Below are 21,467 nucleotides of genomic sequence, written 5' to 3' on the forward strand. Positions count from 1 at the left end.
GTTGGAATGGTCTCCTCAGCCTTTGATCGAACCGGACAGCATGCCGCTGACCAGCCAGCGCTGGAAAAGAAGGGCGATGACGACCGGCGGGATCACCGCCAGCACCGAGGCCGCGAACATCGGCCCGTAGTCGTAGAAGCGGAGCTGGACCAGGAAGCCGGCGATGATGACCGGGATGGTCTGCGCGTTCGGGGTCCCGGTCAGGATCAGCGCGAAGATGAACTCGTTCCAGCTGATCAGGAAACAGAAGATCCCGGCCGCCACCAGCCCCGGTATCGAGACCGGCAGCACGATCTTCCAGATCGCCTTGAGGCGAGAGCAACCGTCCACCAGCGCCGCCTTCTCCAGGTTCGGCGGCAGCCCCTCGAAATAGCCCTTCATCATCCAGGTCGAGAGCGGCAGGATCAGCGAGCAGTAGGCGATCACCAGCCCGGTCCGCGTGTCCAGCAGACCCATGGTCTTGAACACCAGGAAGAACGGCAGGATCAGGGCCAGCGACGGCGTCATCCGGGTCAGCATCAGCGCCCAGAGCGTCCCGCCCATCAGCCTGCTCTTGCCCGAGCGCGCATAGGCGTAGCCGGCAAGGCCGCCCAGGACCAGGTTCACCGCCGTCACCGCGACCGCGACCAGGAAGCTGTTCCAGATCCCGAACGGCACCCGGGACGCCTGTACGCTGGACTGGCCGCCGGTGCCGGTGTCCGGGAACAGCACGTAGCGGAAATTCTCCAGCGTCAGCGGCCCCGGCACCACGGTAGCCGGGGTGCGCACCAGATCGGCAGCGCTCTGCAGGCTCATCAGGATCAGCCAGGCGAACGGCACGAACGACCAGACGAAGATCAGGACGATCGCCGTCCACATCGCGACCTTGCCTAGGATGCGCCGGGTGCGCGGCGAGAAGGTCGATCTGGGGGTGAAGGCCGGCAGCCGAGCCAGCCGGGCGGTGGTCCGCCGCATCCCGGACAGCACCGTGCCCGTGAGGTTGGCGGGGTCGGCCGGCTCCAGGTCCTTGGCGGTCAGCGCCTTGGCCCGGGCCGCGGTCGGGAAGAACAGCTTCAGGTAGAACCAGGCCAGCACCAGGCACAAGATGGTCAGGATGTAGAGGATGGCCGCACCTTCGCCCATGCGCATGAACTGGAAGGCCATGGCGTAGCCCATCCAGGAGAACACGGTGGTGGCGCTGCCGGGCCCGCCCTTGGTCATCGTCCAGAACAGGTCGAAGGCCATGATCGAGTTGATCGTGGTCAGGATCATGATCAGCAGCAGCATGGGCTTCAGCCACGGCACCGTGATCTTGAAGAACCGGGTGATCGGCCCGGCCCCGTCAATGCGTGCTGCCCGGTGCAGATTGTCCGGCATCGACTGCAATCCTGCCAGGATCAGCAGGGCGGTCAGCGGCGCTTGGTTCCAGACATGGACCAGGATCACGATCGCGAACGCCACGCTGCCGTTGCCCAGCCACGGGATCGCCCGGTCGATCAGGCCCAGGTCGAGCAGGAGCCCGTTCATCGGCCCGTAGGAGCCGTCGAAGATCCAGCCCCAGAGCACGCCCACCGTCACCGGCGCCATCGCCCAGGGGATCAGCACGACCGAGCGCAGCAGGCCCCTTCCGGGAAAGCGCATGTTGAGGATCAGCGCCATCCCCATGCCGAGCGCCAGCCCCAGGGCGACGGTCACGCCCGCGAAGACCGCGGTGCGGGCCAGCGCCCAGATGAAGTCGGGCTGGGGGATGACCGAGGTATAGTTGCCGAGCCCGACGAAGATCCACTTCTGGGTCAGCATGTTGATGCGGTGCAGGCTGAGCGCCAGCGAATAGATCAGCGGCAGCCCGATCACCAGGAAGACGACCAGCAGCGTCGGGAAGCTGAGGAGGAACGGCAGCCAGTCCCGCTTCTCCGCACGTTGCGGAGCGGCGGTCCCGGTGCCGATGGTCAGGTCGCGTACCGTCGTGCTGGCCACGCCGTCACTCCGGATACATCTGCTTCAGCTCGTCATACTTGGCCTGGAGCCGCTCGATGAGCTGGTCCTGGCTGGTCTGGCCGCGGAAGTAATCCTGCGCCTCGCCCATCATGTACCAGTCCCATTCGGGGAACCACACCGACTTGGCGACGTCGCGGGTGGTGCCGGTCTCGTGCTGCTTGCGGGCGACCTCCAGGTCCTTCCACTTGGACATGGCGGCCTCGACGTCCGGGTCCTCCATGACCTCCTTGTGCGCGGAGCCCAGGCCGAAATCGAGCGCCCAGCGCTTGGCCACGTGGTACTGGCCGTCCTTCGCCTTGCCGCCGAAGAACTGCATCAGGTTCCAGACCCGCTCCTCGTCGATCGGGTTGGCGCCCATCTGGTAGGCCGCGGTCCACAGGAAGGTGGAGCGGGTCTTGCCCGGCATGATCACGTTCCTGCAGGCCCCCGCGATCTGCGAGGTCTCGGGCGTGTTGAACACCTTCTGGTCGTATTCGTGCACGACCATGTAGGTGTGCGCACCCGTGGCGAAGTTCGGCACCGATTCGGTCTGGTGCGTGAACACGTCCGGCGGGATCAGGCCTTCCTCGTAGGCCGTCCGGTTGAACTGCAATATGTCCTTGAACGGCTGGTCGAACACCGGCTGGAAGTTCTCGTCGAAGACCTTCGCACCCTCGGAATACCACTGCGAGAACAGCGTCCAGGACATCATCGACCAGCCGCGCGCCCAGGCGGCGATGTAGGGATACTCGGAGACCCCATCCTTCTTCAGCTTGCGGCACTGCTCCAGCAGCTCTTCCCAGGTCGTGGGCGGCTCGACCTTGGCCGCGTCCAGGTGCTTCTCGTTGCACACGAAGCTGTTGAAGCCGGTATAGTAGGGCAGGCCGCCCAGCTCGCCGTTGGGCAGCGACAGGTTCTTGACGTTGATTGCGTACATCTTGCTCTTGATCTCGTCGAGACCAGGCAAGCCTTCGAGGGTCCGGCTCCAGCCCGCCGCGTTCCAGCGCAGCAGCCGGTCCTCCTCGGAATACATCATGTCGATATGCTGGCCGCCCATGAGCTTGGTCTCGGCGACCGCATGATATTCGCCGGGCACCAGCTCGTAGGTCACGTTCTCGTCGTAGAGCTTCTTGAAGGTCTCGACGTTCTCGGCGACGATCTGCGGGTTGTACTGCCAGCCGATGAAGGTCATCGCCTCGGCGGGGGCGGCATGCGCCCGGCCCATCAGCCCGGGCAGCGCCATGCCCGCCGCAGCGGCCAGGCCGCCCTTCAATACTGCGCGCCGGCGCGCCAGGAACGAGTCGAGTTCCGATCGACGGAAAAGGTCGCTCATCAGGCTCATCCCCCCTCGGATGACGGTCTCTTGCGTCCCGCTCGACCGTCGTGCGGCACGCCTGCGTCTCGGCTGCCCCTTTAGGAATCAGCTTCTATTGGGCGTTTCCCTGGGCTCTTTCGGATCGTAAACATTCTTGAGTGTACTTGAAAACCAGTAAAATGATCGGTCTGCTCTGAGCCGGAACCGATGACGCCGCGAGGGGGGAAGCTTGTTCGATCTGGTCCTGAAAGGCGGCCGCCTGTTCGATCCTGGCCGCAACGTCGACACGGTCGCCGATATCGGCTTCCGGAACGGGCGGGTGGCCGCCATCGACGCGAACATCCCGGCCGATGCCGCCCGCGACGTCCAGGACGTGGCGGGCCTGATCGTCACGCCGGGCCTGATCGACCTGCACACCCATGTCTACTGGGGCGGCACCTCGCTCGGCGTGGACGCGGACGAGCTGGCGCTTCGCGGCGGCACCACCACCTTCGTCGATGCCGGCAGTGCCGGGGCCGGCAACTTCAAGGGCTTCCGCCGCCACGTGATCGAGCGGTCGAAGAGCCGGATCCTCTGCTATCTCAACATCTCCTATGCCGGCATCTACGGCTTCTCGAAGAACGTGATGGTCGGCGAGTGCAGCGACATCCGCCTGCTCGACGCCCGGGAAGCGGTGGCCTGCGGCCGGGAGCACGGCGACCTGATCGTCGGCATGAAGGCGCGGATCGGCCGGATCGCCGGCGGCACCAGCGGCATCGCCCCGCTCGACATCATGCTGGAAGCCGCCGATCGGCTGCAGCTCCCCTGCATGACCCATCTGGACTACCCGCCGCCCGGCCGCTCCGAGGTGATCCCGCGGCTGCGCAAGGGCGACGTGCTGACCCACTGCTACAAGACCTTCCCCAACGACATCCGCGGGGGCGACGGCCATGTCCGCGCCGAGATCAAGCAGGCGCGCGAGCGCGGCGTCTGGTTCGACATCGGCCACGGCATGGGCTCGCTTGATTTCGAGGTGGCGCAAGCGATGATCGCGGACGGCTTCCTGCCCGACACGATCTCGTCGGACGTCCACGCTCTCTGCATCGACGGCCCGGCCTTCGACCTGCTGCGCACCCTGTCCAAGTTCCTCTGCCTGGGCATGACGCTGGAGCAGGTGATCACCGCCGCGACAGCCACGCCCGCCCGCGCCATCGACCGCTCCGACCTGGGCAGCCTCGCCATCGGTGCGGTCGGCGATGCCACGGTGCTGACCGAGCGGCAGGGTAGCTTCGACTACATGGACTCGCTCGGCCGCAGCATGACCGGCGACCGCCGCCTGTTCTGCCGGGGCCTGGTGCGCGGCGGCCAGTGGACGGAAAACGAGGAGCAGGATCTTGCCTGAGACGGAACGGGTCGTGGACACGCCGGCACTGGTGATCGACAAGCGCGCCTTCGACGCGAACCTCGAAACCATGGCCAGGATCGCGAAGGAGCGCGGCATCCGGCTCCGCCCGCACGCCAAGAGCCACAAATGCGTCACCATCGCCAAGGCGCAGATGGCGGCCGGTGCGGTCGGCCAGTCCTGCGCCAAGCTCGGCGAGGTCGAGGTCATGGCCAAGGCCGGCATCCGCGGCCTGCTCCTGACCACGCCTTTGCGCGGGCCGGAGAAGATCCGCCGCCTCCTGGACGTGCTGCGCATCGCCCCCGACACCACCATCGTGGTCGAGGACGTCGCGGCCGTCCGCGCGCTGGCCGAGGCGGTGGGTGCCGCCGGCCTCGCTTTGGACCTGCTGATCGACGTCGATGTCGGCACGCACCGCACCGGCCTGACCTCGCCGGAGGCCGCCCTGGCGGTCGCCCGCGCCATCGCCGCCTCGCCCGGCCTGACCCTGAAGGGCGTCCAGGGCTATGCCGGCCACGTCCAGTCGATCTGCGACTATGCCGAGCGCCGCGCCCAATCGCATGCAGCGCTGGCGATCCTGGGCGAGGTGCGCGACACCCTGGTGGCGGCCGGCCATCCCTGCCCGGTCGTGACCGGCGGCGGCACCGGCACCCATGACTTCGACCACGAGACCGGCGTGCTGAACGAGCTGCAGGTAGGCTCCTACCTGTTCTCCGACGCGATCTATGATGGGGTCGCCATGACTCCCGATGGCACCCGCCGCTGGCAGAACTCCCTGTTCGTCTACACGACCGTGCTGAGCGCGCAGCACCCGGGCTTCGCCACCACCGATGCCGGCATCAAGAGCTTCTCCACCGACCACAATGTCGTGCCCGTGATCGCCCGCGGTGCCCCGGAAGGCTCGACATACGCCATCTTCGGCGACGAGTTCGGCAAGGTGGTCCTGCCGGACCCCTCGGCGCGCCTGGAGAATGGCACGGTGGTCGCCTGCATCGTCCCGCACTGCGACCCGAACGTGAACCTGTTCGACCGCTACCATGTCGTGGAGGACAGCCGCCTGGTCGACGTCTGGCCGATCGAGGCGCGCGGCATGGTCGCCTGAGCGAGGGAGGCGGCGACCCGATGTCGACCCGCAAGGCCCGTCTCGGCAACGCGCTGCGCGCGATCCGCCGCCGCCTCGACCTGAGCCTGACCGAGGTCGCCGCCCGCACGGGCCTCGCGATCTCGACCCTGTCCAAGGTGGAGAACAGCCAGCTCTCGCTCACCTACGACAAGCTCCTCCAGCTCGCCGAAGGCCTGGAGGTCGACATCAGCGCCTTCTTCGAGCCGGACCCTACTGCCCAGGACCGCCTGCACCCGACGGTCACCGCGCGCCGCAGCATCGCGCGCAAGGCCGATGGCCTCTTGGTCCAGACCCCCAACTACGACTACCGCTATGTCTGCACCGACCTGACCCACAAGGCGATGGTGCCGATCATCACCACCATCCGCGCCCGATCCATCGTCGAGTTCCCCACGCTGAGCCGCCACGCCGGCGAGGAATTCCTCTACGTCCTGCGCGGCCGCATCATCGTCCACACCGAGTTCTACGAGCCCGCCGAGCTCGCCACCGGCGAATCCATGTATCTCGACAGCACCATGGGCCACGCCTTCCTCACCGCGCCCGGCCCGAAGAGCGCCCAGATCCTGAACGTCTGCCACAGCCCGAACGCGAGCCATTTCCGCAGCCTCCTGGACCTGGCGCGGGCACAGGAACGCCCCCAGCAGGAGCAGGACGAGGACCCGATCCGGGAGGTGGGTCAGAAGCCGTAGCCGAGCCGGATGCCGAGATTGGTGAGGCCGTCGTTCTTGTCGCACAGCCCGGCATTGGACATGTGCTCGGCGGACAGCATCACCGAGACGGCCGGCGCCACGCGGTAGCCGAGCGACAGGGTTTCGTGGAAGTTCACCCGGCAGCCATAGGCGTTCTCGTCGGATGACGAGCCCCCCAGGGACCCGTCATGGATGGCCCCGCCGATGCTGAGATCGGCGAAGATCCGGTCGGTGAGGCCGATGGTCCAGCCGAGGTCGGCATAGGCGAGGCTGGTGCCGCCGTTGGTGCTCACCGTACCGCCCAGGCGCGGGCGCGGCGCGAACGCCCAGGCAAGGAAGCCCGGGCTCTTGAACAGGATCTCGCCGTTGAGGTCGACTCCGTCCCGCTCATGGGCCGGGCCAGTCAGATCATGCGCATAAACGCCCGCGCGGACTTCATGGAGCCCGGTGAAGGCTGGATAAGGTTCGGCCAAGGCCGGCAGACCCAGGCCGGACGACATCATGCAGGAGGCAGCTACGCCGATGAGAGGGCGTTGCCAGAAGGCTGGTATCATCTCGTTCTGTCTCCGCTGCACTCCGGGCATGCTGCCCCTCGGCCACTGCCTTCAGTGCGTCCTTCAAGCCGGGCTACGGCGTCGTTGCCTCAACGGCTCACGCTGATCGCGATCTTGCCGCGCACCCGGCCGGTCATGCTGAGCGCCAGCGCATCGGCTGCCCGCTCCAGGGGGAAGGTCTGCGCCACCGGAACCGTCAGCTTCCCGGCATCCGCCAGGTCGGCTAGCTTCTGCAGGTCCTTGCCGTTCGGCCTGACCCAGATATGAAGGCCGCCCTTCTCCTCGGCCGCCGTGTCCACGATCGAGGCATGGCGCCCGCCTTCCCGCAACACGGCCTGCGTGACGTCGAGCACCCCGCCCACGAAGTCCGCCACGATGTCGACCCCGTCCGGCGCCATCTGGCGGACCCGCTCGGCCAGCCCGTCGCCATAGGTCACGGGCTCGACGCCGAGCGAGCGGAGGAAGTCGTGGTTCTTCTCCGACGCCGTCCCGATCACCCGGGCGCCATGGGCCTTGGCGATCTGCGACCCGAACATGCCCACGCCGCCCGCGGCCGCATGGATCAGGACGATGTCGCCCTCCTTCAGGCCGAGCCGCGTCAGGACCTGGTAGGCAGTGAGCCCCGCCAGCGGCAGCCCCGCCGCCTGGTCCCAGTCCAGGCTTCTCGGCTTGCGCGCCGCCGCCTCGGCCGAGACCGTGACGAACTCGGCGAAGGTGCCGTCATGAATGAAGCTCTTGCGGGCATAGGCGATCACCTCGTCGCCCGACCGGAATTCCGGCGTGTCCAGGCCCACCGCCTCGACCACCCCCGCCACGTCCCAGCCGGGGATGGCCGGGAAATAGGCCTGCATGATGCCGTCGAGGTAGCCCGCCATGATCTTCCAGTCGACCGGGTTCACCGCAGCGCTGCGGACCCGGATCAGGATCTCGCCCGGCCCTACCTTCGGCGTGGGCAGCTCGGACTGGCGGAGGATTTCCGGGCCACCATAGCGGTCGAAGGTGATCGCCTTCATGACGTGCTCCTGGGAAAGTTGAACGAATCGGGTAGCCGGGAGCGCTGCCTGCGTCACCCCGGCATCTCCGCCATGTCCCGCGGCTCCCGGACCGGCCGGCCGTTCTCTTCCCGCCGCGCCCTGCCCAGCACCTCATAGACCTTCATCCGCGCCCGCATGATCGAGCCCAGCGGCCGGTGCGCGGCCAGGCTGTGGGACGGGCAGAAGGCGAGGCCCTCGTCCACGAAGCTGGCACGCGCTGCATTGAATGCATCCTGCGGCGGCAGGACCAGGCGTGCCACCGGGCGGTAGGGGCTCTCGTCCTCCGGCCATTCCTGGTTGGCGTTCTCCACCGGCATGCGCTCCAGGTCGGTGCAGAGCTGGATGCCGATCACGAATTCGGCCGGATGATCGCGGAAGAAGGCTCTGACCGCGGTGCGCAGCCCGTCCTCGTCCTGGAGGTCGAGCTTCTGGCCGATCAGGGCGCGCAGCGCCGCATGATCCGGGAAGACGCCGAGCTTGGCGATGTAGTCGCCGTAGCGCATCGGGCACTGGCTGTAATAGGGCTCGGCTAGCGGATGCAGGACGGGGTGGCCGTAGAAGTCGAGGTTCGCGCTGTCGAGGCCGACGGCGTGGAGCGCCTTGTTGCCGGCGCGCGCCGCCGTCGAGACCGCCGACTTCACCCCCTCGGGCAGGAGGGCAGCCGCCTCAGTCGCGGTGATTTGCGCCAGGAAGGTCTTGGCGCCGGGCGCGATGAAGACCTTGCCGGTGTCGAGAATCCAGTCCTGGGTCCGCTCCCCCTGGTGCCCCGGCAGCATCTCGCCCGGCACGTCCAGGATCTTGAGCGCCATGCCCCGCGGGCCGGACACCTTGCGGTCGTCCAGCAGCTCGGCCGGGACATGGGACAGGCGGACGATCACCGGGTAGCTCCGCGGCGTCGCGAACAGACCCTGGCGCAGCTCGGGCGGCAGCCCGTCCAGCACCCGCAGCTCGCCGGCGAGGAGGCCATGGGCCTTGGCATGCGAGCTGCGCAGCGACCGGCCATAGCGCTCGCGGTTGAGCTTCATGCCGGCGGCCATGGCGGCGATGATGCGATCGAAGGTTGCTTCCTCGTCCGGCTCGATCTGCTCGACCCCTGGATGGTAGCGGACATAGCTGGCCGGGCGGTGCGGCCTGTGCCGGGAACCGGCGGGCGCAGGTGCCCGGCCGGTGAAAGCGGTGAGCATGCTGCCGAAGGCGTAGGTGGCACCTGCCAGGGCCAAGCCGGCGAGCGCCGGCTGCAACATCGTGGGGGAACGGAAGTTCTGGTTCATCGCCCGATCCAGGTTGCGGTGCCCGCAGAGCAACGAGCACCGGTGAGAGCGGCTTTCCGAAGCATCGTGGCTGCACGAGCCGCCAGGATCTGCCTGCAAGGGCATGTCCAGGGATCAACGGGACGAAGGCCGGCAAGGTTGCTGCGGCAACGGCAAGCGGGCGAGGCGAGGGATGGCCCTCGCCGGCGTCCTCAACCCGGCAGGTGCGTGCACTTCGCCAGATTCGCGCCGTTCGCCTTCGCGAACGCCAGATACTCCTTCCACCAGTCGGCATTCTTGTCGAAGCGCGCGCGGCCGGTGCCGTCCGGCCCGAGCGTGCCCCAGATGACCGCACCGCTGGCGCCCTGCTTCTTCAGCGTGTCGAGCTGGTGGCGGAAATAGCGCCTGGGCAGGAACTTGTTGGCCAGGACCGGCTGGTTGAGCTTGTTGTGGAACTGCATCCAGATGAACGGGTAGACCGGCTTCTTCCATTGCAGCGCCAGCTTCATCGAGCGCTGCACCATGGTAGTCCAGACCTCGAGCGTCTTCTTGCGCCGGGCCTCGGCCGTGGTGCCGACATCGTCGTACCAGTTCACGTAATAGGAGGGGAACAGCGCGTCGACTGCGGCACCCAGGCGGGACGCCTCGGCGTTGGCGCGGGCCAGCAGCGGCGGGGCCTGGACGAACTCCGGGTACTGCACGCTCGCCGGATTGCCGAAATAGCTGGTCTGGTAGCCGAAGAAGTCCTTCACCGGCGCCTCGCCATAGATGCCGTAGCGCAGGCCCGAGCCCAGCTTCTGCTTCAGGTAGCGGTGCAGGGCGATGTAGCGGTCGGCCTTCTGCCGCACCGCCGCCGGCTGGTCGGTGCGCTTGATGCTCCAGGAGCCCTCGATGTTGACTATCGCCAGCCGGTCGGCCGAGCCCGCCGCGACCTTGCGGATCTCCTCCAGCTTGCTGTCGATATGGGCGGTATCGATCTCGTCCCGGATCTTGCCGCCCTTGAAGAAATAGCTGGCCGTCAGCAGCGGCAGCCGGGTCAGCCCGCACTTGTCCAGGCCCTGCGGCTGGTTGGCGAAGGTGAAGTTGTAGTAGAGCCGGAACGGCTTGGGCGCCGGGACGGTCGTGGCGGCGGCCGCCGCGACCTGGACGGCATCTTCCTGGAAAGCGCTCCCGTCACCCGTTCCGGTGCTGCCCAGTATTTCGGCGGGCAGTGGCAGGGCGGCCCCAGGACGATCCACAATGTCCATGGGGTACTTAGTGTTTTCTGGAATATTTCCGTAAGGTGCCGGGCTGAATACCAGGAAGGAAGCGGTAATTATCAGGGCGGGAGCCGAAGCTTTAGACAGGTTCCGCAACTGGCTGCTCCTGAACGGCAGGGTTCAGCCAGGAGATGAATGATTGCCGTGATCCGGTCAACCTGACGATGAACGAACGCCGCCTGGTCAGCGGTCGGGAAGCAGCGTGCAGCCGCTGAGATCCGCTCCGTTGGTCCGGGCAAAGGCGAGAAATTCCCGCCACCAGTCGGCGTTCCTGTCGAAGCTCGCCCGGCCGGTCCCATCCGGCCCGAGCGTGCCCCAGATCACCACGCCGTCCGCGCCGAGCTTCTTCAGCGTCTCGAGCTGGTAGCCGAAGAAGCCCTTGGGCAGGAACTTGTTGGCCAGCTCCGGCACGTTGATCTTGTTGTGGTACTGCATCCAGACGAACGGGTAGACCGGCCGGTCCCAGCGTTTGGCGACCTTCAGCGATTCGCGGGCCGCCACCGTCCAGCCCTGCACCGTGAGCTCCCAGCGCTCCGCCTCGGTGCGGCCGAGATCATCGTACCAGAGCGTGTATTGCGGCGGGAACAGCGCATCCGACCGGCGCGCCAGCCGCTCGATGCCGAGATTCACCTGGGCGGCCAGTGCCGGTGCCTGGATGAAGTCCTGGTACTGCACGCTGGCCGGGTGGCCGAAATAGTCGGTCTGGTAGCTGAAATAATCCTTCAGCGGCGCCTCGCCGTACACGCCGAACCGGTACTTCCCGCCCAGCCGGTCCTCCAGATAGTCCAGCACGTCCAGGTAGCGGTCGACCTTCTGGCGCACCACAGCCGGGGCATCGGTGCGCTTGATGCTCCAGGCCCCCTCGATGTTGACGATGCCGATGTCGCCGCTCTTGGGCGTGAACATCGCCTCGATCTTGGCGAGGCGCTGGTCGACATAGGCGCGGTCGATCCGGTCGGTGGACTTGCCGCCCGGGAAGAACAAGGACGGGGTGAGCAGCGGCAGCCGGGTCAGGCCGCATTTGTCCAGGCCGTCCGGCTGGTTGGCGAAGGTGAAGCTCTGGTAGAGCTTGAAGCTCTTGGCCGGCGCTTCCTCCACCGGCTGCGGCATCCGGGTCAGGGGAAAGGCGCGCAGGCGCAGGCTGCCCGGCTGGGCCGGGTCGTAGACGCCCCAGGGCGGGTCGGCCGCCAGGGCCGGCCCGGCGGCGGTGCCGGACAGGATGCCGGCCACGAGGCCCAGCGCCAGGACGAGGTGATGGACGACCCGTATCAAGCCTGGCTCCTTCCCGAGCGACCGCGCGCCGGGCGCGGATGATCCTTGTTCCAGCATGGGCAGCTTCCATAGCCGGATCGCCCATTTCCGGAAATACGACGGCTTGACGCCCGGGTGCCTGCGGCCCATGGCGGAAGCGACCGCCAGGAGATGCCCGTCATGACCTTTCGCTGCGACGTGCCGGCCGTGCCCACCATCCAGCAGGACGACCAGGCCGTGCGCATCACCCGCTGGGACTTCGCCCCCGGTGCCGCCACCGGCTGGCACGAGCATGGCTGGCCCTATTTCGTGGTGATGCTGGTGGATGGCACGCTGCGCATCCACGACGGCGACAAGGTCACCGACGTGCCGCTCGTCCAGGGCCAGTCCTACGGGCGGCCGTCCGGCATCAAGCACGACGTGATGAACGGCTCACCCCACCCGATCGCCTTCATCGAGATCGAGATCAAGCGGCCGGACCTGCTGCCGAAGTAGGCCGGCTGGTCCCGGCCATCCGCGTCAGGGCTGCGCGACCTCCGGGTCATGCCGGGCCAGCTCCTGCGCGGTAGCCTCGCATACGACCTGCAGCTCCCCGGCCAGCTGCCCGATCGGCCGGCCAGCCAGCGCTTCCTGCTCGATCGCCCGTGCGACGACGCCGATCCGCAGCAGGCCGAAGCTCGGCGCCGTCCCGGCCAGGCGGTGGGCAGGCCTGGCGGCCTCGGCCGGATCGTCCTTCAGCCGCTGGATCTCCGCCACCAGCTCCCGTGCCGAGACCAGCGCATCATGCAGGAATCTCCCTGCGCGCGCCGGCCCGGCCATGGCGGTGAGCGCTGCGATGCGGGCAGGATCGAGCAGGGGTTCGGCCGCCGGGGCGTCGTCCGGCACGGCAGGAACGGCCGGCGCCGGCACATCGTCTGCCGGGGCGGCGGGCCGGCAGATTCCGGCCAGGGTCCGGTACAGCTCCCCCCAGGCGATCGGCTTGGTCAGCACGTCGTTCATGCCGGCGTTCAGGCAGCGGCGCCGTTCGGTGTCCATCACGTTGGCGGTGAGCGCCACGATCGCGACGCTGCCGTTGGGGGGCGGCAATTGCCGGATCCGCTGCGTCGCCTCGATCCCGTCCATCTCCGGCATCTGGACGTCCATGAGGACGATGTCGAACAGCTCCTCCGCAGCCTTCTCGACCGCCTCCCGGCCGTCCCGGGCGAAGGTGATGGTGTGGCCGGCCTTGGTCAGGAAGGCGAGCAGCAGGTCGCGGTTCAGCTCGACGTCCTCGGCCACCAGGATCCGCAGCGGCGGGCACGAGGTCGGATCCGGGTCGGCCTGCTGCTCGGCGAGGCTATGGTCACCCTCGGGCAGGCGGAGCTCGAACCAGAACAGGCTGCCCTGGCCAAGCCTGCTCTCCCCGCCGATCCGGCCGCCCATGAGCTGCACGAGATGCTGGCAGATCGCGAGCCCGAGCCCGGAGCCGCCATAGCGCCGGGCGATCGAGCGGTCGGCCTGGGTGAAGGCGTGGAACAGGTCCTTCAGCCGCTCCGGGTCGATGCCGATGCCGGTGTCCCGGATCTCGAACCGGAACCAGTCCCCTGCGGCACCATCACGCCGGCGGATCGTCACCTGGACGCCGCCCTGGCTCGTGAACTTCAGCCCGTTGCCGATCAGGTTGACGAGGATCTGGCGGAGCCGGGCCGGATCGCCCTGGACCACCGATGGCAGCTGCGGGTCCAGGTCGAAGTCGAGCTCCAGCCCGCGCTCGACCGCCTGGGGCGCCATGATGGACTGCACCTGCGCCACGATGGCGGACAGGGAAAAGTCGACCTCGTCCGGATGGAGGCCGCCGGCTTCCAGCCGGGAGAAGTCGAGGATGTCGTTGATCACCCCCAGCAGATGCTGGCCGGAGACCCGGATCGAGCGGACATAGTTCTGCTGGCGCGGGCCCAGCGGCTCGCTCACCAGGAGATCGGTCATGCCGAGCACGCCGGTCAGCGGCGTGCGGATCTCGTGGCTCATCGCCGCCAGGAACTGCGCCTTCGCCCGCTCGCTTTCCTCGGCCTTCGCCTGCGCCAGCCTTGCCTGGGTGGCGGCCGCTTCCGCCTGGTCGAGCGTCGCGCGCAGGAGCGCGACGTTCTGCTGGCGTACATAGCTGAACCAGCCGCTGCCCAGGCTGAAGACGACGCTGACGGCGATGACGATGGCGACGTGCAGCCGCCACTCGGCAAACAGCGTGGCGGCCGGCTTCGCCGCGACCACCCACAGGCCCATCTCGCCCACCGGTGCTACCGAGACGACATGCTCGGTCAGCATCATGCTGCCGGCCTTCGCAGCGCCCGAGCGGAGCCATTCGTCCAGGGCAGGCGGGCGCGGCGGGGCCCCGTCGATCTGCGGCCAGTGCCTGCTGTCCATGACGTAGACCTCGCCCGACCCGTCGACGAGCGCGATCGTCTCCTCCGGCGTGGCCAGCAGGTCGGCGAACATCCGGGCGTGCAGATCCAGGTTCGCCCTGATCACGACCACGCCGGTGAGCTGGCCGGTGGCGGAGCGCAGCGGCCAGCTCACCGGCACGATCCGGCGAAACGGCGGAGACCGCGAGATGATCGGGCTGCCGATCACCATGCCGTTGCCGCGGTTCTCCAGGTGAACCCTGAAATACTCCCGGTCGCTGAGGTCCAGGTGGCCCCCGGGAATCATGCTGGCGAGCCGGATCCTGCCGTTGCGATTGAGGATGAGCACGTTGCGCTCGCCGGTATGCTCGTCATATTCGAGTATGCTGCGTGACAGCCTGTTATACAGTCTGGCAATGCTGAAATGGCCGAAAGCCAGTTCCTGGGCGGCGATCGACACGAGCAGGTTCAGGGCGTCGAAGTCTCTGCGGACGGAGCTGGCCGCGGTGAGGCTGGTGGCGGTCAGCCGGCCCTCGGCCGTGGCCAGAACCCGCTGGCGATATGTTTCCAGCAGCGGGGAGGCCAGGAGGGCGCAGCAGGCCAGGCAGGCGAGCGCCGTCAGGAGCCCGGCCCGCCCCGGGCTCAGGGAATTGAACCGCTGCGACAGCGAGGCGAAGACGCTTCCCGGACCAAGCGACATCAGCAGTTCTTGAGATAAGTGTGCCCGAATGGTGAGATTGTTCCTACATATCTTCACCGGGTAAAAGGTTGATCATGCAGCCGGTGCGATTTTTTTTGGCTCTTCCGGTAACATTGACGATGAGATGTGTTTCCCGCTGGCGCGATTCCTCTGCCCCGCACCGGCCGGCCGGACACCGTGCCTGGTCCGCCCGCCGGAGGCGGGTCTTTCCTGCCCATCGCTCGCCTTGACCAAACCCTCGCGCGTCGTCAGATGACGACCATGCCTGCCGCCGACCCCCAGCTGCCCGTTGCCGCCACCCCGCCAGCCGTCCTCGTGGAAGCCGAACCCGCGACGCTGCGGGGGGTCGAGCTGATCCGCCAGGAGATCGCCCGCCTGCCGAACGCGCCCGGCGTCTACCGGATGCTCGACGAGAAGGGGGCCGCCCTCTACGTCGGCAAGGCCAAGAGCCTGAAGAAGCGCGTGGTCGCTTATACGCGGCCGGAGCAGTGCAGTGCGCGCATCCGGCGGATGATCGTGCTCACCCGGGCGATGGAGTTCGTCACCACCCATACCGAGGTGGAGGCGCTGCTGCTCGAAGCGAACATGATCAAGCAGCTCCGCCCGCACTTCAACATCCTGCTGCGCGACGACAAGTCCTTCCCGTTCATCGCGATCGACACCCGCCAGGACTTCCCGCAGATCCGCAAGCATCGCGGCACCCGGCTCAAGGGTGTGGACTATTTCGGCCCGTTCGCCTCCTCGGGTGCGGTCGACCAGACGCTCAAGGCGGTGCGCCGCGCCTTTCCGCTGCGCTCGTGCAAGGACAGCATCTTCCACAACCGCTCCCGGCCCTGCCTGGAGCACCAGATCAAGCGCTGCAGTGCCCCCTGCGTCGGGCGGATCAGCAAGGAGGACTATGCCGGCCTGGTGGGCGAAGTGAAGCTGTTCCTGGCCGGCCGCTCGCGCGAGGTCCAGGCACGCCTGGAAGGCGAGATGATGCAGGCCGCCGAGGAGATGGCGTTCGAGCGGGCGGCGGCGATCCGCGACCGGATCAAGGCGCTGGCGCATGTCACCGCGCACCAGGGGATCAACACCGAATCGGTCGACGATGCCGACGTGGTGGCGCTGGCGGTGGAAGGCGGTGCCGCCTGCGTCCAGGTGTTCTTCTACCGGGGTGGGCGCAACAACGGGAACCGGCCCTACTACCCAGCACACACCAAGGACGCGGAGCCCGGCGAGATCCTGGAGGCCTTCCTGGCGCAGTTCTATGCCGACCGGGTGGCCCCGCCGCTCCTGCTCCTGTCCGAGGAGGTGCCGAGCCGCGAGCTCCTGGCCGAGGCGTTCGGCTTCCACGCCAAGCGCAAGGTCGAGCTGGCCACGCCCAAGCGCGGCGACAAGCTGAAGCTGGTGGAGCTGGCCCGCACCAATGCCCGCCAGGCCCTGGCCCGCCGGCTCGCTGAGGAAGGCGCGCAGTCCCGCCTTTTGGAGGCGCTGGGCAACCTGCTCGGCACCGACGAGCCGCCCAGGAGCGTCGAGATCTACGACAACAGCCACATCCAGGGCTCGGACGCGGTGGGCGTGTGCGTGCGCGCCACGGCTCAGGGCTTCGACAAGTCCGGCTACCGCACCTTCAACATCAAGAACCCCGAGACCAGGCCCGGCGACGACTTCGCCATGATGCGCGAGGTGTTCGGCCGGCGCTTTGCCCGGCTGCAGAAGGAGGACCCGGAGCGGGCCACTCCTGCCTGGCCGGACGTGGTGCTGATCGATGGCGGGGCCGGCCAGCTCCATGCCGCCCGCGCCGTGCTGGACGAGCTCGGCATCGAGGAGCAGTGCCTGGTCGGCGTCGCCAAGGGGCCGGATCGCGATGCCGGGCGGGAGAAGCTCCATCTGGAGGGCCGGGACGAGCCGATCGCGCTGGAGCAACGCGATCCCTTGCTCTATTTCATTCAGCGGCTCAGGGACGAGGCCCACCGGTTCGCGATCACCACCCATCGCGGCCGGCGCGGCAAGCGGACCGAGCGGTCGGCGCTGGATTCGGTTCCCGGCATCGGCCCGCGCCGCAAGAAGGCCCTGCTCGCCCGCTTCGGTTCGGCACGGGGCGTGGCGGAGGCGGGCATCCAGGACCTGGAGCAGGTGGACGGCGTCAGCGCCGCCATGGCGCGGACCATCTACGACCATTTCCGCGGCGGCTGAAGGAGCCCGTCCCGTTGCAGATGACCCTGCCGAACATCCTGACCCTGTTCCGGATCGCCCTGATCCCGGTGGTCATGGCGATGTTCTATGTCGAGGGGAACTGGGCACGCTGGGTCGCCTGCGCGATCTTCCTGCTCGCCGCCACCACCGACCTGCTGGACGGCTGGATCGCGCGCAACTGGCGCCTCCAGTCCGCCTTCGGCCGCTGGCTGGACCCGGTCGCCGACAAGCTGCTGGTGGGGGCCACCGTGGTGATGCTGGTGGGCTTCCACCGGGCACCGTTGATCCCGGCCGTGGTCATCCTCCTGCGCGAGATCGCCGTCTCGGGCCTGCGCGAATACATGGCCGAGGTGCGGGTCGGGATGCCGGTGACGCCGCTCGCCAAGTGGAAGACCGCCGTGCAGATGGTGGCGATCTGCTTTTTGATCCTGGGCCCGGCCGGCCCGGACTTCCTGCTCACCGAGATGGTCGGCTTCTGGGGCATCTGGCTGGCCGCGGCCCTTACCCTGCTCACCGGCTGGGACTACCTGAATGCGGGGCTGCGCCACATGGCGGGCGATCATTCGCCGCCCCCGCCGTCCCATCCCACCACGCCGCTGGGAGCCCGTCAGCCTTGAAGATCCTGTATTTCGCCTGGTTGCGGCAGCGCACCGGCACGCCCACCGAGACCATCGAGCTGCCGGACGGTGTGACCACCGTGGCCGGGCTGATGGCCCATCTGGGCGAGCGTCACCCGGCCTTCGCCGAGGCGGTCGGTGCGGGCGGCATCGTGCGCTGCGCGGTCAACCAGCGCCATGTCGACCGCGACCATCCGGTGGCGAACGGCGACGAGGTCGCCTTCTTCCCGCCGGTCACCGGGGGCTGAGGCGGTGGCGGTGCGCGTCCAGGCGGAGCCGTTCGATGTCGGCCAGGAGCTGGCGCAGCTCACCGCCGGCAATACCGGGATCGGCGGGGTGGCGAGCTTCACGGGCCTGGTGCGCGAGTTCGCCGGCGGGCGCCGCCTGACCTCGATGACCCTCGAGCACTATCCCGGCATGACCGAGCTGGAGCTGGCGCGGGTCGAGGCCGAAGCCCTGGCCCGCTGGCCCTTGGACGCCAGCCTGATCGTCCATCGCTACGGCAAGATGCTGCCGGGCGAGCCGATCGTGCTGGTCGCCACCGCGTCCGCCCACCGCCACGCCGCCCTGGAATCCTGCGCCTTCCTGATCGACTGGCTGAAGACCCGCGCGACCTTCTGGAAGTTCGAGGAAGGCGAGGGCGGCGGCCTCTGGGTCGAGGCCAAGGAAGCCGACGACGCGGCCACGAAGCGCTGGCACCTCGCCACCGGCGGCGAGCTGGTCTGAGCCTGGCGCCGGGGAAGGGGCCAGATGCCGTCGCCGCCGCCCTCAGCGTGGAGAGAAGCTGATGAACCCCGTCCCCCTCGCCTCGGAAGCGCGCGTAGCGACCGCGGTGCCCGGCCGCTACCTCCAGCAGCTCTGCAAGCATTTCGGCCACAAGCTGCCCGCCCGGTTCGACGCCCGGCAGGGCAGCGTCGAGTTCCCGGCCGGGCGCTGCGAGCTCGACGCCGAAGCCGAGCCGGGGATCCTGCGCATGCGGGTCACCGCTGCGGACGCGGAGGGCCTGGCGACGCTGGAAGGGGTGGTCGCGCGCCATCTGGAGCGGTTCGCGTTCCGGGAGAAGCCCGAAATCCTGTGGACGCGCAGCGGCTGACCATGGCTCCATGCAGCGCCGGCGCATCGCGGCCGGCCCCGCCGGAGAAAGGCAGCCATGGACAAGGACGACCTCCTGACCGTCTGGACGCCCCGCGTCCTCAGCATCCTGCGCATCGTCGCAGCGCTGATCTTCTTCGAGCACGGCACCCAGAAGCTGCTGGGCTTCCCGGCCCATGAGAGCCCACCAGCCTTCCTGTCGCTGTCCTGGATTGCGGGGCTGCTGGAACTGGTCGGCGGCGCCTTCCTGATCCTCGGCCTGTTCACCCGCCCGGTCGCCTTCATCCTCTCGGGCGAGATGGCCTTCGCCTACTGGATCGCGCACGCGCCGCGCAGCTTCTTCCCGGTCCTGAACGGCGGCGACGCCTCGATCCTCTACTGCTTCGTGTTCCTCTACCTGGCCTTTGCCGGCGGCGGACCCTGGAGTCTCGACGCCATGCGCGCGCGCTCGGCGGCACCGGCCACCGGGCGGTCTAGGCTCTAGGCTCCGCCCTGCTCATTCGAGGTTGGTGTGGTTGGCGCGCATGGCCTCGGCCGACACGTCGAGCCGGGACTTGAGCTTCAGCACCATCACCTCGAAGAGCAGGAACAGCCCGCCCTCGAAGACCGAGCCCATCGGCAGGATCGACACGTCGCTCCCCTGGTCGTTGGCCATGGTCTGGGCGGGCAGGACCAGCACCTCGTCGGCCATCTGCGGCACGCGCCCGTCCGGCTGGGCAGTGACCACCAGGACCTTGGCGCCGGCCTTTTTGGCCACGCCGACCAGGGCGACGGCGGTGGAAATCTCGCCGGGGCCGCAGGCGACGAGGAACAGGTCGCCCTGGCCGATGGCCGGGGTCGTCATGTCGCCCACTACCGAGACCGAGCGGCCGAGATGGAAGAGCCGCATGGCGAAGCCGCGGATCTGCAGGCCTTCGCGGCCGCCCGCATAGACCGAGACATGTCGGGCGGCCGCGATCGTCTCGACCGCACGGTCCACCGCCGCGTCATCGAGCCGGTCGAGAACGGCGCCGAGTTCCTTGAGCGCTTGCCGGTACAGGCTGGACATGATGTTTTCCCCCCAGGCGGAGCTGCCCCGTCCGTCGGGCCGGGGCCGGTTGAGCTGCCGGCGGGATGAATCACGCCGGCGCGCCCATCCGCAAGCCCCGCAGGGCGGGCCTTGGCGCTTCCTGCCTTCTCGGAGCTACGGCCCGCCGCGGCCGCCCACCGCCGCGAACACCTGACCGGTCGAGTAGCTGGCCTCGTCCGAGGCGAGCAGGACATAGATTCCGGCCAGTTCCGCCGGCTGGCCCGGGCGGCCCATCGGCGTGTCCGCACCGAAGCTCACGAGCTTGTCCGGCGGCTGGCCGCCGCTCGGCTGGAGCGGCGTCCAGAACGGCCCCGGCGCCACCGCGTTCACCCGGATGCCCTTTGGCGCCAGTTGCTTGGCCATGGCCTTGCTGAAGATCATGATGGCGCCCTTGGTCATCGCATAGTCGACGATGTTCTCCGACGGGTCGTAGGCGTTGACCGAGCTCGTGCTGATGATCGCCGAGCCCGGCCGGAGGTGGGGCAGCGCCGCCTTGGTGATCCAGAACATTGCATAGACGTTGGTCTTGAAGGTCGCGTCGAACTGCTCGGTGGACAGGTCGAGCAGGGAGTCCTGCGACACCTGCTTGGCCGCGTTGTTCACCAGTATGTCCAGCCCGCCCAGTTGCTCGACCGCGTCCTGGACCAGTTGTTGGCAGAACGCCTCGTCCTGGATGTCGCCCGGCAGCGCCACCGCCTTGCGCCCTTCCGCCCGGATCAGCTCGACCACCTCCCGGGCATCCGGCTCCTCGACCGGGAGATAGTTGATCGCGACATCGGCGCCCTCGCGGGCATAGGCGATCGCGGCCGCGCGGCCGATCCCGGAATCGCCGCCGGTGATCAGCGCCTTGCGGCCGGTGAGCCGCCCGGAGCCGCGATAGCTGGTCTCGCCATGGTCGGGCCGGGGGTCCATTTTGCCCGCCAGGCCCGGCGGCTCCTGGACCTGCTCCGGAAAGGGCGGTGCCGGGTATCTGGTCACCGGGTTCTCCGGCGGCGCCGGGGTGGCTGCCGTGTCCTGACCCTGGGCAAAAGCGGGCGTCACCAGGGCGGCCGCGGCGAGCCCGGTGGCGGCGCCACCCATGATCTGGCGCCGCGACGCCGGCGAATCGTTGAAGCTCATGGCGGCCTGTCCCGGAATGCTGACGGGGGATGCCGGATGTCCGCGGGAAGGGCGGCGGCCCGGGGCCATCCCGTAGGCACCCTGACGGCGATGCCCATCAACCCGGCCGGGCCGGCTGCGTTCCCCGCGGCTAAAGCTGGGCAGGCGTCAGAAGCCGGCCGGGAGCGTTCCGGTGCCTCCGGAAGGCCACAGCTGTCATCGCCGAGTGCCGGTGAACTATGTCGGCCCATCTGAGAATAGTTCTCAAGTAATTCTATTGACGAGAAGCATTGAGTCGGGGAAAAGGCGGTATCGTCTACTTGATGGGGATCGGCCGCCCATTACCTGGCGGTGCGACGGCGGGCGCCGGTGGAAGGGCGCCCCGGCCGAGGCGGCCTGCGCATGGTGCCGGGAGTTCTTGTCATTCCGTTGGAGGGCAATGCGGCTGCCCGGCATGGCTGATGGGCCGTTCTTCATGCCTGCCGGAACGGCAGGTCGATGCGGCGGGATGCGCCGGACTTGT

The 21,467-nt window shown here is 68.3% G+C and carries 20 protein-coding genes; 10 read left to right on the forward strand and 10 right to left on the reverse strand.

The genetic code is table 11. The features are described from left to right. Window positions 1–15: 15 nt before the first annotated feature. Both HLA95_RS06855 and HLA95_RS06860 read right to left on the reverse strand, forming a co-directional pair. A complete protein-coding gene (locus HLA95_RS06855) occupies window positions 16–1,956 on the reverse strand; it encodes an ABC transporter permease (RefSeq protein ID WP_222182844.1) in 1,941 nt (646 codons plus the stop codon). 4 nt (window positions 1,957–1,960) lie between these two features. Then, a complete protein-coding gene (locus tag HLA95_RS06860) occupies window positions 1,961–3,289 on the reverse strand; it encodes an ABC transporter substrate-binding protein (RefSeq protein WP_191057818.1) in 1,329 nt (442 codons plus the stop codon). A gap of 211 nt (window positions 3,290–3,500) precedes the next feature. Here HLA95_RS06860 and HLA95_RS06865 point away from each other — a divergent pair, with 211 nt between their 5' ends. Genes HLA95_RS06865 through HLA95_RS06875 form a run of 3 tightly spaced genes read left to right on the forward strand, consistent with a single transcriptional unit; the run spans window position 3,501 to window position 6,464 of the window. Next, complete coding sequence (locus HLA95_RS06865) at window positions 3,501–4,652, forward strand: amidohydrolase/deacetylase family metallohydrolase (RefSeq protein ID WP_191057817.1); 1,152 nt, start codon at window positions 3,501–3,503, stop codon at window positions 4,650–4,652. Continuing rightward, the gene (locus HLA95_RS06870) at window positions 4,645–5,754 is read left to right on the forward strand and encodes a DSD1 family PLP-dependent enzyme (protein WP_191057816.1); all 1,110 of its coding nucleotides are present in this window, start codon (window positions 4,645–4,647) and stop codon (window positions 5,752–5,754) included. Before HLA95_RS06865 ends, HLA95_RS06870 begins: the two co-directional genes overlap by 8 nt. 20 nt (window positions 5,755–5,774) lie before the next feature. Next, window positions 5,775–6,464, forward strand: coding sequence for a helix-turn-helix domain-containing protein (locus tag HLA95_RS06875; protein ID WP_191057815.1), 690 nt, complete (start codon window positions 5,775–5,777; stop codon window positions 6,462–6,464). On the opposite strand, the gene HLA95_RS06880 is transcribed toward HLA95_RS06875, so the two are convergent. From HLA95_RS06880 to HLA95_RS06900, 5 genes are all read right to left on the reverse strand, one after another. After that, the gene (locus HLA95_RS06880; protein ID WP_222182845.1) at window positions 6,452–6,967 is read right to left on the reverse strand and encodes an acyloxyacyl hydrolase; all 516 of its coding nucleotides are present in this window, start codon (window positions 6,965–6,967) and stop codon (window positions 6,452–6,454) included. The two genes, HLA95_RS06875 and HLA95_RS06880, sit on opposite strands and share 13 nt — an antisense overlap. Before the next feature lie 140 nt (window positions 6,968–7,107). Then, the gene (locus HLA95_RS06885) at window positions 7,108–8,031 is read right to left on the reverse strand and encodes an NADP-dependent oxidoreductase (RefSeq protein ID WP_191057813.1); all 924 of its coding nucleotides are present in this window, start codon (window positions 8,029–8,031) and stop codon (window positions 7,108–7,110) included. A gap of 53 nt (window positions 8,032–8,084) precedes the next feature. Next, complete coding sequence (locus HLA95_RS06890; RefSeq protein WP_222182846.1) at window positions 8,085–9,323, reverse strand: catalase family protein; 1,239 nt, start codon at window positions 9,321–9,323, stop codon at window positions 8,085–8,087. 191 nt (window positions 9,324–9,514) lie between these two features. Then, entirely contained in the window at window positions 9,515–10,540 is a 1,026-nt protein-coding gene (locus HLA95_RS06895; RefSeq protein WP_191057812.1) for a hypothetical protein, read from the reverse strand. A gap of 204 nt (window positions 10,541–10,744) precedes the next feature. Continuing rightward, a complete protein-coding gene (locus tag HLA95_RS06900) occupies window positions 10,745–11,833 on the reverse strand; it encodes a hyaluronidase (protein ID WP_222182847.1) in 1,089 nt (362 codons plus the stop codon). A gap of 159 nt (window positions 11,834–11,992) precedes the next feature. Between HLA95_RS06900 and HLA95_RS06905 the strand changes: the two genes are divergently transcribed. Then, the gene (locus HLA95_RS06905; protein WP_191062616.1) at window positions 11,993–12,307 is read left to right on the forward strand and encodes a cupin domain-containing protein; all 315 of its coding nucleotides are present in this window, start codon (window positions 11,993–11,995) and stop codon (window positions 12,305–12,307) included. A 24-nt stretch (window positions 12,308–12,331) separates the two neighbouring features. Here HLA95_RS06905 and HLA95_RS06910 read toward each other — a convergent pair whose 3' ends face one another. Next, a complete protein-coding gene (locus HLA95_RS06910) occupies window positions 12,332–14,890 on the reverse strand; it encodes an ATP-binding protein (protein ID WP_222182849.1) in 2,559 nt (852 codons plus the stop codon). Between the two features lie 252 nt (window positions 14,891–15,142). Here HLA95_RS06910 and uvrC point away from each other — a divergent pair, with 252 nt between their 5' ends. The 6 genes from uvrC to HLA95_RS06940 all read left to right on the forward strand — a co-directional run bounded on the left by uvrC (window position 15,143) and on the right by HLA95_RS06940 (window position 19,261). Next, a complete protein-coding gene (gene uvrC / locus HLA95_RS06915; RefSeq protein WP_255591580.1) occupies window positions 15,143–17,068 on the forward strand; it encodes an excinuclease ABC subunit UvrC in 1,926 nt (641 codons plus the stop codon). A gap of 14 nt (window positions 17,069–17,082) precedes the next feature. Continuing rightward, complete coding sequence (gene pgsA, locus HLA95_RS06920) at window positions 17,083–17,685, forward strand: CDP-diacylglycerol--glycerol-3-phosphate 3-phosphatidyltransferase (protein WP_191058870.1); 603 nt, start codon at window positions 17,083–17,085, stop codon at window positions 17,683–17,685. Beyond that, window positions 17,682–17,933, forward strand: a complete 252-nt coding sequence (gene moaD, locus HLA95_RS06925) for a molybdopterin converting factor subunit 1 (protein WP_191058869.1) — start codon at window positions 17,682–17,684, stop codon at window positions 17,931–17,933. Before pgsA ends, moaD begins: the two co-directional genes overlap by 4 nt. Window positions 17,934–17,937: 4 nt before the next feature. Further along, window positions 17,938–18,411, forward strand: coding sequence for a molybdenum cofactor biosynthesis protein MoaE (locus HLA95_RS06930; protein ID WP_191058868.1), 474 nt, complete (start codon window positions 17,938–17,940; stop codon window positions 18,409–18,411). A 61-nt stretch (window positions 18,412–18,472) separates the two neighbouring features. After that, window positions 18,473–18,778, forward strand: a complete 306-nt coding sequence (locus HLA95_RS06935) for a DUF2218 domain-containing protein (RefSeq protein ID WP_191058867.1) — start codon at window positions 18,473–18,475, stop codon at window positions 18,776–18,778. A 57-nt stretch (window positions 18,779–18,835) separates the two neighbouring features. Continuing rightward, window positions 18,836–19,261 (forward strand): DoxX family protein, encoded by a 426-nt coding sequence (locus HLA95_RS06940; RefSeq protein ID WP_191058866.1) that lies wholly within the window; start codon window positions 18,836–18,838, stop codon window positions 19,259–19,261. Between the two features lie 12 nt (window positions 19,262–19,273). Here the strand turns inward: HLA95_RS06940 and hxlB are convergent, their stop codons facing one another. Together hxlB and HLA95_RS06950 are read right to left on the reverse strand one after the other, a co-directional pair. Then, a complete protein-coding gene (hxlB, locus tag HLA95_RS06945; protein WP_191058865.1) occupies window positions 19,274–19,825 on the reverse strand; it encodes a 6-phospho-3-hexuloisomerase in 552 nt (183 codons plus the stop codon). 135 nt (window positions 19,826–19,960) lie between these two features. Next, a complete protein-coding gene (locus HLA95_RS06950; RefSeq protein WP_191058864.1) occupies window positions 19,961–20,965 on the reverse strand; it encodes an SDR family oxidoreductase in 1,005 nt (334 codons plus the stop codon). Window positions 20,966–21,467: the final 502 nt, after the last annotated feature.

The sequence above is a fragment of the Geminicoccus harenae genome (assembly GCF_019800005.1).
Taxonomy (GTDB): Bacteria; Pseudomonadota; Alphaproteobacteria; order Geminicoccales; family Geminicoccaceae; genus Geminicoccus; species Geminicoccus harenae.

What these genes read in the sequence shown, in the direction of transcription:
- HLA95_RS06860 (WP_191057818.1), bottom strand. Translation starts at nt 3,289, where the DNA reads ATGAGCGACCTTTTCCGTCGATCGGAACTCGACTCGTTCCTGGCGCGC.
- HLA95_RS06875 (WP_191057815.1), top strand. Translation starts at nt 5,775, where the DNA reads ATGTCGACCCGCAAGGCCCGTCTCGGCAACGCGCTGCGCGCGATCCGC.
- HLA95_RS06880 (WP_222182845.1), bottom strand. Translation starts at nt 6,967, where the DNA reads ATGATGTCGTCCGGCCTGGGTCTGCCGGCCTTGGCCGAACCTTATCCA.
- HLA95_RS06885 (WP_191057813.1), bottom strand. Translation starts at nt 8,031, where the DNA reads ATGAAGGCGATCACCTTCGACCGCTATGGTGGCCCGGAAATCCTCCGC.
- HLA95_RS06890 (WP_222182846.1), bottom strand. Translation starts at nt 9,323, where the DNA reads ATGAACCAGAACTTCCGTTCCCCCACGATGTTGCAGCCGGCGCTCGCC.
- HLA95_RS06905 (WP_191062616.1), top strand. Translation starts at nt 11,993, where the DNA reads ATGACCTTTCGCTGCGACGTGCCGGCCGTGCCCACCATCCAGCAGGAC.
- HLA95_RS06910 (WP_222182849.1), bottom strand. Translation starts at nt 14,890, where the DNA reads ATGTCGCTTGGTCCGGGAAGCGTCTTCGCCTCGCTGTCGCAGCGGTTC.
- uvrC (WP_255591580.1), top strand. Translation starts at nt 15,143, where the DNA reads ATGACGACCATGCCTGCCGCCGACCCCCAGCTGCCCGTTGCCGCCACC.
- HLA95_RS06935 (WP_191058867.1), top strand. Translation starts at nt 18,473, where the DNA reads ATGAACCCCGTCCCCCTCGCCTCGGAAGCGCGCGTAGCGACCGCGGTG.
- HLA95_RS06940 (WP_191058866.1), top strand. Translation starts at nt 18,836, where the DNA reads ATGGACAAGGACGACCTCCTGACCGTCTGGACGCCCCGCGTCCTCAGC.
- hxlB (WP_191058865.1), bottom strand. Translation starts at nt 19,825, where the DNA reads ATGTCCAGCCTGTACCGGCAAGCGCTCAAGGAACTCGGCGCCGTTCTC.
- HLA95_RS06950 (WP_191058864.1), bottom strand. Translation starts at nt 20,965, where the DNA reads ATGAGCTTCAACGATTCGCCGGCGTCGCGGCGCCAGATCATGGGTGGC.